Genomic DNA, 9,430 nt, shown 5'->3' with positions numbered 1-9,430 from the left:
GTCTCCCACCTCCGGGCACCGGACCCGCGCGTCGACGGGGGTTCGGTCGAGGCGGTGACCGACGCCGACACCGTGATCGCCCTCGGGCCCGGGTGGGGCACCGAGGAGGAGTTGGCTCAGCGGATCGAGGAGGCCCGGACCGTTCCCGAGCTCCCCGGCGGGGGGCAACTGCTCTTCCCCGGCCGACGGTTCGTGGCGGCGTACGGCTCGCCCATCACCCCGGCCCTGGGCGTTCTCGGCGAGCAGGGACCCGAGGAGAGCGCGGAACGGGTGCGCCGCTTGGTCGAGGAGTACCAGCCGTACTCACCCGAGCCGGTCGTCCCCGCGTTCGAGATCATCGCCACGGTCGCGGCGACCGAGCCCGGGCCCGACGGCAACTACACCAACGAGTGGCCTCCGGAGGAGTTCGAGCCGCTCGTCGACGCGATCACCGAGGCCGGTGGCTACGCCGTGATCGACCTGCAACCCGGGATGGCGGACCTGCTCGACCAGGCCCGATTGTTCGAGGATCTGCTCCGGCGGCCCAACGTGGGACTGGCCCTGGACCCCGAGTGGAAGCTCGAGCCCGGACAGCGCCCGGGGGCACAGATCGGCAGCGCGAGCGCCGAGGAGATCAACCGGGTCACCCACTGGCTCGCCGATCTCACCCGCGACTCCGGCGGGCCACAGAAGCTGCTCATCCTGCACCAGTTCAGCCTGGCGATGATCACCGACCGCGAGGACATCGACACCTCGCGGCCCGAGGTGGCGATCTCCCTCCACGCCGACGGGCACGGCACGCCGGAGATGAAATTCGAGACGTGGGAGGTGCTGCAACAGGGGCTGTCCCCCGACATCTGGATGGCGTGGAAGAACTTCTACGACGAGGACACGCCGACCTTCACACCGGAGCAGACGATGGCGGTCGAGCCCCGGCCGTGGTTCGTGTCCTACCAGTAGGCGGCCCGACCGCCCGGTAGGCGACGGGTCGGGCGGTCGAGCCGACCCGTCAGCCGCGGAGGATCCGCTCGGCGACGTACTGGCCCGCGAGCCCGTGGACACCGGGCCCGGGGGGCGTCGATCCGGAGGCGTGCCATATGCCGGGGACCCCGGTCGCGTAGGGGTCGACACGGGGGACCGGCCGGGCGACGAGGCCGCGCAGGTCCACGCGGCCCGCGGCGATGTCCCCCCCGGCGTAGTTCGGATTATGGCGATCCATCCGGGACGCGGGCGTGCACCGGGTCGCCACCACCACGTCGCGGATCCCTGGTGCGACCGCCTCGAGCGCGGCGAGCACCTGCTCGGTCTGGTCCTGCCGCGAGTAGGCGGGCACGTGAGCGTAGGTCCACAGCGGCCGTCGCCCGTCGGGTGCGATGCGGCCCGGATCCGTGACCCACGGCTGGGAGACCAGCACCATCGGACGGTCCGCGTGCCGGCCGTCCGCCACCGCGCGCTCGGCCGCGTCGATGTGGGCGGAGTCCCCACCCAGGTGAAGCGTGCCCGCATCGCTCAGGCGTCGGTCGCTCCACGGCACCGGACCCGACAGGACGATGTCGACCTTCGCCGCGGCACCTCCCACGGGCGCTCGGGTGAGCCGTCGGGCCCGTCGCTCCACGGCCGGTGACGGCGAGGACGACAGCAGGATCTCGCCGAGGATCCGCGAGGAGGTGTTGAAGACGATGTCCCGCGCGTCAATCTGCGCCATCGACCCGACGCGGATCCCCGTGCGGATCTCCCCGCCGGCCCGGCGCAGCGCCTCTGCCAGGGCGGCGGTGATCGCACCGCTCCCCCCGACAGGAAGGGCCCACCCGAGCGGGGAGTGCAGGAGGGAACCGAGGATCAGGCCGACCCCGGTCGCCGCCGGCGAGGAGAGGGGCGAGATCGCGTGGGAGGCGATCCCCGAGAACAGGGTCCGGCCATCCGGTCCGAATCGGTCGCCCGTGATCCCCAGGGGATGTGCCCGGGCGAAGGCCCTCGCCAGCGCTGCCACCACCGTGACCGGCGGGATCGATCGCTGATCGGACAGCGCCGTGGCCACCACCTCGAGTGGCCGCTCGGCCAGCGGTTCCATGACCTGCCACCAGGCCCGGGCCTCCGCCTCGGACCCCATCCCCTCGGCCAGGCTCGCGGGGGAGGGGTCGGAGGGGACCACGATCGCGTCGCGACCGGGGAGCGCGTGGCCCAACTGGACCGGCGGCGTCCTCAACTCGACGCCGTGCGCGGCCAGGTCGAACTGCCGGAAGAACGGTGCGGCGCCGGCCATCGGGTGGACAGCCGAACACGGGTCGACCAGCAGTCCCTCGCCGAGATCGCCCGGCATGCCGTCCATGGGCAGGGTGCGACACCCGCCCCCGATGGTGTCCTCGGCCTCGAGCACCACGACCCGTCGGCCGGCGCGGGCGCACAGGAGCGCGGCGGCGAGTCCGTTCGGACCCGACCCCACCACCACGACGTCGGCGCGGACCGGGTCGGACCGGGTCATTCGAAGACTGCCAGACCGTAGGTACGTCGCAGTTCCTCGAGCAGGACCGCCTGCGCCGCGGCCTGCTCGGCCAGGTCCATCAGGACGCGTCGGGTCCCGGGGCCGCCCACCGTCGCACCCTCACCACCGGAGGGCGCGTCCGCCACCCAGGACTCCGCGAGTAGGTCCCACATCGAGCGTTTGGCCACGACGAGGGTGCGTAGCGCCTCCAGCACCCCCAGCCGTGCGAGCGGGTCGCTGAGCACCGGTCCCACGGGCAGGACGCCCAGGGCGATCCCGGAGGATCGGCGCACCAGCCCCCGACCCGGCGTTCCGATGGGGGACAACCGGGACAACACCTCGGAGGCGACGGCGATCTCCTGCTCGAACTGATCCCGAAGTGGCTCGAGTCGGGCCCGGTCGGGATCGTCGACCGCACGGATGCAGCGGTCGAGCAGGCTGCGTCCCACAGCAGCTCCGTACAGGTGGGCCCTCAGGTAGGTGGCCACCGCGGTCGAGCCGCGAGCGGGCGCGAGGACGGGCAGCCAGGGACTGGGCAGGCCGGCCGGGAATCCGGTCGATCGGGGAGTGCGCGGCATGGGTGTTCCGTTCGTCGGGCGGAGGTCGGGTGCTGCGGTGACACGGTCGGGTGCTGCGGTGACATCAGCCACGGTAGGCCCCCGTCGCCACCCCGGCCACTGGTCGTGGGCGGGGTGCGGTGACCTAGACTGTCGGTGCCCGAATTGACACCGAGGAGATCCCACTGTGACAGCATCCGGACGTCCCGTCGTCCTCATCGCCGACAAGCTCGCCCAGTCGACCGTCGACGCACTCGGCGACGCCGTCGAGGTCCGCTGGGTCGACGGCCCGGATCGCCCCAGGCTCCTCGACGCGGTGAAGGACGCGGACGCCCTCCTCGTCCGTTCGGCGACGACGGTCGACGCCGAGGTCCTCGCCGCGGCACCCAAGCTGAAGATCATCGGTCGCGCGGGCGTGGGACTGGACAACGTGGAGATCCCCGCCGCCACCGAACGCGGTGTCATGGTGGTCAACGCGCCCACCTCCAACATCCACTCGGCCGCAGAGCACGCGGTGGCGCTGCTCATGTCCGCGTGCCGCCAGATTCCCGCCGCCGACCGCACGCTGCGCGAGCACACCTGGAAGCGGAGTTCGTTCAACGGCGTCGAACTGCTCGGCAAGACCATCGGAGTGGTGGGCCTGGGTCGGATCGGCCAGTTGGTGGCACAGCGCCTGGCGGCGTTCGAGACCACCCTGATCGCCTACGACCCCTACCTGCCCGCCGCCCGCGCGGCGCAGCTGGGCATCGAGCTGGTCGACATCGACGAGCTGGTCTCCCGGGCCGACATCATCACGATGCACCTGCCCAAGACCAAGGAGACGGCCGGTCTGCTGGACGCCGAGCGGCTGGCCCGCGCCAAGGACGGCGTCGTGATCGTCAACGCCGCCCGCGGTGGGCTGATCGTCGAGGACGCCCTGGTCGACGCACTGAAGTCCGGCAAGGTCCGGTCCGCCGCCCTCGACGTGTTCGACACCGAGCCCTGCACCGATTCGCCGCTGTTCGAGCTGGAGAACACCGTCGTCACCCCCCACCTGGGCGCCTCCACCAGCGAAGCCCAGGACCGCGCCGGCACCGACGTCGCCCGCAGCGTGCTGTTGGCGCTGCGCGGCGAGTTCGTCCCGGACGCAGTGAACGTCTCCGGCGGTCCGGTCGGCGACGAGGTCGCCCCGTGGATCGACCTGGTCCGCAAGGTCGGCCTGATCGCCGGCCACCTCTGCCCGGGTGTGCCGACCACGGTCAACGTCGACGTCGCCGGTGAGCTCGCCGCCGAGCAGGTAGACGTGCTCGGGCTGGCAGCCCTGCGTGGCCTGTTCTCCGCGATCACCGACGAGCCGGCCACGTTCGTCAACGTCGCATCGATGGCCGAGCAGCGCGGCGTCACCCACTCGGTGGAGACCCGCAGCGAGTCCAAGTCCTACCGCAGCACCGTCACAGTCACCGCCGTGGCCGCGGACGGCGCCACCGGCAAGGTCACCGGAACCCTCTCGGGCCTTGAGAAGGTCCAGAAGATCGTCCGGATCAACGAGCGCGGTTTCGACCTGCGCGCGCAGGGCCAGAACCTCTTCGTGCACTACTCCGATCGACCGGGCGTGCTCGGGAAGGTCGGTTCCATCCTCGGCGGGGAGGGCATCGACATCCAGGCCGCCGCCCTGAGCCAGGACGCCACGGGTGAGGGCGCGTCGCTGATCCTCCGGGTCGACCGCGCGGTCGCCGATCCGACGGTCGACCGGATCGTCTCCGAGCTCGGGGCCACGGCCACCCAGATCAACCTGGACTGAGGGAGACGGGACCGGTGGAGAGGAACACGCAGATGATGAAGCTCGCCGTCATCCCCGGTGACGGGATCGGTGTCGAGGTGACGGCCGAGGCGATCCGGGTACTGGATGCGCTCGTCCCGGGGGTCGAGAAGACGGAGTACGACCTCGGTGCGCGGCGGTATCTGCGCACCGGGGAGACGCTCACCGACGCGGATGTCGAGAGCCTGAAGAGCCACGACGCGATCCTGCTCGGCGCCATCGGGGACCCGCGCTCCGTGCCCGCCGGCGTGCTCGAACGCGGGATGCTGCTGCCCCTGCGGTTCGCGCTCGACCACCACGTCAACCTCCGCCCGTCGCGTCTGTACCCGGGCTCGGCGACCCCGCTCAAGAACCCGGGGGAGATCGACTTCGTGGTCGTCCGCGAGGGGACCGAAGGGCTCTACACCGGCAACGGTGGTGCGATCCGGGTCGGGACGCCCCAGGAGATCGGTACCGAGACCTCGGTCAACACCCGGTTCGGCGTGGAGCGGGTGGTACGCGACGCCTTCGGCCGCGCGCGGTCCCGCCGCGGGAAGCTCACACTGGTCCACAAGACCAATGTTCTGGTCAACGCAGGCGGTCTCTGGCAGCGCACGGTCGACGAGGTGGCCCCGGAGTTCGCGGACGTCGAGGTGGACTACTGCCATATCGACGCCGCGACGATCTACATGGTGACGGAGCCCTCGCGCTTCGACGTCATCGTCACGGACAACCTCTTCGGCGACATCATCACCGATCTCGCCGCGGCCGTCACCGGGGGGATCGGCACCGCGGCGTCGGGGAACATCGATGCCTCCGGGACCAACCCGTCCATGTTCGAACCGGTGCACGGTTCCGCACCGGACATCGCAGGCCAGGGCAAGGCCGACCCCACCGCGGCCATCCTGTCCGTCGCTCTGATGTTGCGGCATCTCGGGAAGGTCGGAGAAGCCGACCGTGTGGAAGCCGCGGTCGAGGCGGACCTGGGGTCCCGTGGGGACCGGCCGGTGGCGACATCAGAGGTCGGGGACCGGATCGTGGCCGCGGTCAGCGGTTAGAGCGGAGTACGAGTACCGCGGTCCGCGGGTGTGAATCGCACGAAGCGCATCACACCGCGGGCCGTCGGCGTTCACAGTGGAGCCATGGACGTCGAACTCGTCGAGGTGAGAGATTTCCTCGCCCGGTGCGCCCCCTTCGACGAGCTGACCGTCGACCAACTCGACCGGATCCCCGCGCAGCTCTCGCAGCGGTACCACCGCCGGGGAACGATAATCCTCGACGCGGGTGCCCGGAACGACACCCTGCACCTCATCCGCTCGGGCGCCGTGGAGGTGTGTGATCCGGACGGGGCTCTGCTCGACGCGCGAGGAGAGGGGGATTGCTTCGGTTACTCTTCCCTCGCCAGTGGCGGACCATCGCGCTACCGGATGGTGGCGGTCGCCGACACCCTGCTGCTCGAGATGCCCCGCGAGGTCCTGGACTCGCTGCTCACCGAACACCCGCAGCTGAGTCGGTTCTTCGGCGAACGCAGCGAACGGATCCGTCAGGATCTCGCCTCGGCTCGACTCGAGGCCGCGGGAGGGGACGCGCTCGGTACGCCGGTCGGGGAGTTGCTCGCCCGCGACGCGGTGACCACCGGACCCGACACCACCATCCGGGACGCCGCGAGGCTGATGACCGAACGCCGTGTGTCCGCGCTGCTGGTCGTCGAGGCGGGTCGCGTGGTGGGCATCTTCACCGACCGGGACCTGCGCTCCAAGGTCGTCGCGGTGGGCGGCGACACCGGGGCCCCGGTATCCGCCATCATGACCCCGGATCCAGTCACCGTGGACACGGGGACCCGCGCGTTCGACGCCACGCTCCTCCAGATCGATCGTGGGGTCCATCACCTGCCGGTCTGCCAGGACGGCGAGCCGGTGGGGATGGTGACCAGCGGGGACCTGCTCCGCCTGGCGCAGACCGACCCCGTCTACCTCGCGGCCCGCATCGCCCGCGCGCCCGACGCCGACGGGGTCGCACACCTGGCGGCGAGGCTGCCCGCGCTGGTCGGTGAGTTCGTCCGCCGCGGCACAGCCCCCCAGGACATCGGCAGGGTCGTCACGGCCACCGCGGACGCGGCGACCCGCCGACTGATCTCCCTTGCCGAGCTTGAGCTCGGACCGCCGCCCGTGGCGTACTGCTGGGTCGGACTCGGTTCCCAGGCACGAGGGGAACTGGGTGTGGCGAGCGACCAGGACAACGCGCTCATCCTGGACGACCCGGCGGGGACGACACCCGACGCGGACCGGTACTTCGCACAGCTGGCCGAGCAGGTGTGCGCAGGTCTCGACCGGTCCGGGTTCCCGCTGTGTCCGGGTGAAGTCATGGCCTCCACCCCGGCGTGGCGTCGCACGTGTACGTCCTGGGAACGCCAGGTGGGGGACTGGGTCCGGGCGCCGGGAGCGGACGCCGTCCTGCACTCCCAGGTCTTCCTGGACATCCGCCCCGTCCACGGGGACACCTCGCTGTTCATGAGAGTCCGGGACGAGATGCTCGCGCGCGCCGAGGGCAGCCTGCGGTTCCAGGCCCACCTGGCGCGGATCGCCTGTGAGTGGCGTCCGCCGTTGGGGTTCTTCCGCGGTCTGGTGGTGGAACGACGAGGCGAGTACCGCAACACCCTCGACCTCAAGGCCGGGGGGATCGCGCCGGTGGTGCAGATCGCCCGCGTGTACGCCCTCTCCGCAGGGCTCGACGAGGTGTCCACGCTCGGTCGACTCGACGCCGCGGCCGGGGCGGGTGTGATCGCGCGGGCGGATGCGGAGGACCTCTCCGAGGCATTCCGGTTCCTCCGCGGCCTGACCTACAGTCATCACGCACGCCAGATCGCGGACGACGACCCGCAGGACAACCACCTCGACCCCGGAACGCTGAGCTCCGCCGACCGCCACCGTCTCCGCGCCGCGTTCCGGATCATCGCCGGCGTGCAGGGCTCGCTCGCCTTGAAGTACCGGGTCGGACAGATGTGATGCGCGACTGGTTCACCCGGTCCGGGCGCCGGCGGCGCGCTGCGCGGCGGCTTCCGGACGGCCCGCTCCGTCGCTACCTCGAGACCCCGCCGCCGGCGCCGTCGACCCCGCTGGCCGATCTGCGTCTCCTCGCGGTGGACGTGGAGACGACGGGACTCGACCCCCGGCGCCACCGCGTCCTGTCCGTGGGGCTGGTGCCCGTGGACGGCGACCGGATCGACCTCGGCGGTGCGCGGTCCATGATCCTCCGGGACGACCACGCCGACGAGGTCGAGGGCGTGGGTCAGAGCGCCACGCTGCACGGCATCACCGACGACGCGGTGGCGAACGGCGTCGGGGTCGACGTCGTCCTGGACCAGGTGTTCTCCGCGTTGACCGGGCGGGTGCTCGTCGCCCACTACAGTCATATAGAGACAGAGTTCCTCGACTCGCTGTGCTCGTCCGCCCACGACGTGCGGCCGCCGTTGGTGTCGGTCGACACCCTCGACCTGCACCGGAGGGTGCTCGGTGGGGGAGTCGACATGGGTTTCGCACCGCAGTCCTCCCCGGACGAACTGCGACTGTGGAATGCGCGGCAGCGGTACGGGCTCCCGCGCTACCGGGCGCATGACGCACTGATCGATGCTCTCGCCTGCGCGGAGCTGTACCTGGCCCAGACGGCCGAGCTGCGCGACCGCGGGGTCACGACGCTCCGGGATCTGCGAACGGCATAGGATCGCGGGTATGCGTCTCGCCCGTATCGCCCACCCGCAGGGATTCGCCTTCGTCGAGGTCCGAGGGGACGTCACCGACCCCGACACCCTCACCTGCGCGGAGATCTCGGAACACCCCTTCGGCACGCCCGAGTTCACCGGTCGCGAATGGCCGCTGGCCGACGTCCGCCTTCTCGCCCCGATCCTCGCCTCCAAGGTGGTGTGTGTGGGCAAGAACTACGCGGAGCACGCGCAGGAGATGGGCTCCGAGGCGCCCACCGAGCCGCTGATCTTCCTCAAGCCCAACACCTCTGTGATCGGCCCCGAAGCGGCGATCGCCTACCCTCCCAGCTCCGAACGGGTGGACCACGAGGGCGAACTCGCCGTGGTGATCGGCCAGCCCTGTCGCGACGTCGCGGCCGCCCGGGCCCACGAGGTGATCCTCGGCTACACCTGCGCCAACGACGTGACCGCCCGTGACCAGCAGCTCGCGGACGGTCAGTGGACGCGGGGCAAGGGGTACGACACCTTCTGCCCGCTGGGCCCCTGGATAGTCACCGACCTCGACCCGAACGGCCTCGACGTCCGCACCACCGTGCACCATCCGGACGGGTCGTCGGAGGTACGCCAGGACGGCAACACCTCCCAGTTCATGCACACCGTGGGGGAGATCATCGAGTACGTCAGCAGGATCATGACGCTGCTCCCGGGCGACGTGGTGTTGACGGGCACGCCCGCCGGGGTGGGGCCGATGCTCCCCGGCGACCGGGTCACCGTGGAGATCGAGGGCATCGGATCGCTGAGCAACCCCGTCGTCGACAGGTAGAGCGGGTCACACCGCGCCCAGCGCGGTGAGGACCGTGCGGAGTTTGGCGGCGGTCTCGGCGACCTCGTCGTCGGGGTCGGAGTCGGCGACGAGCCCCCCGCCCGCCCAGGCG

The 9,430-nt window shown here is 71.2% G+C and carries 8 protein-coding genes and 1 pseudogene; 6 read left to right on the top strand and 3 right to left on the bottom strand.

Going from position 1 to position 9,430, the window contains the following annotated elements; translation table 11 throughout:
- A pseudogene (locus IY392_RS07955) lies at window positions 1-939 on the top strand (hypothetical protein); the annotation flags it as partial.
- Window positions 940-988: 49 nt separating this feature from the next.
- Here the strand turns inward: IY392_RS07955 and IY392_RS07950 are convergent.
- Entirely contained in the window at window positions 989-2,461 is a 1,473-nt protein-coding gene (locus IY392_RS07950; protein ID WP_194860914.1) for an NAD(P)/FAD-dependent oxidoreductase, read from the bottom strand.
- Window positions 2,458-3,039, bottom strand: coding sequence for a hypothetical protein (locus IY392_RS07945; protein ID WP_107756687.1), 582 nt, complete (start codon window positions 3,037-3,039; stop codon window positions 2,458-2,460). Before IY392_RS07945 ends, IY392_RS07950 begins: the two co-directional genes overlap by 4 nt.
- A gap of 166 nt (window positions 3,040-3,205) precedes the next feature.
- Here IY392_RS07945 and serA point away from each other — a divergent pair, with 166 nt between their 5' ends.
- From serA to IY392_RS07920, 5 genes are all read left to right on the top strand, one after another.
- Window positions 3,206-4,798, top strand: a complete 1,593-nt coding sequence (serA, locus tag IY392_RS07940; protein ID WP_107756686.1) for a phosphoglycerate dehydrogenase — start codon at window positions 3,206-3,208, stop codon at window positions 4,796-4,798.
- Window positions 4,799-4,833: 35 nt separating this feature from the next.
- Window positions 4,834-5,853: a 3-isopropylmalate dehydrogenase gene (locus IY392_RS07935; RefSeq protein ID WP_182613011.1), complete on the top strand. Its 1,020-nt coding sequence runs from the start codon at window positions 4,834-4,836 to the stop codon at window positions 5,851-5,853.
- Between the two features lie 84 nt (window positions 5,854-5,937).
- Window positions 5,938-7,800 carry a putative nucleotidyltransferase substrate binding domain-containing protein gene (locus tag IY392_RS07930; protein ID WP_107756684.1) on the top strand — a complete coding sequence of 621 codons (1,863 nt, stop codon included), beginning with the start codon at window positions 5,938-5,940 and terminating at the stop codon, window positions 7,798-7,800.
- Window positions 7,800-8,513, top strand: a complete 714-nt coding sequence (locus IY392_RS07925) for an exonuclease domain-containing protein (RefSeq protein WP_194860913.1) — start codon at window positions 7,800-7,802, stop codon at window positions 8,511-8,513. The genes IY392_RS07930 and IY392_RS07925 overlap by 1 nt, the downstream gene beginning before the upstream one ends.
- A gap of 10 nt (window positions 8,514-8,523) precedes the next feature.
- Entirely contained in the window at window positions 8,524-9,318 is a 795-nt protein-coding gene (locus IY392_RS07920; protein ID WP_194860912.1) for a fumarylacetoacetate hydrolase family protein, read from the top strand.
- 6 nt (window positions 9,319-9,324) lie between these two features.
- On the opposite strand, the gene IY392_RS19680 is transcribed toward IY392_RS07920, so the two are convergent.
- A partial coding sequence (locus IY392_RS19680) for a chorismate-binding protein (protein ID WP_194860911.1) occupies window positions 9,325-9,430 on the bottom strand: 106 nt, incomplete at its 5' end.

This window comes from Dietzia sp. SYD-A1, from assembly GCF_015356725.1.
Lineage (GTDB): Bacteria > Actinomycetota > Actinomycetes > Mycobacteriales > Mycobacteriaceae > Dietzia.
Note: the sequence above shows the minus strand (reverse complement) of the source record. Positions and strands in the feature narration are given on the sequence as shown.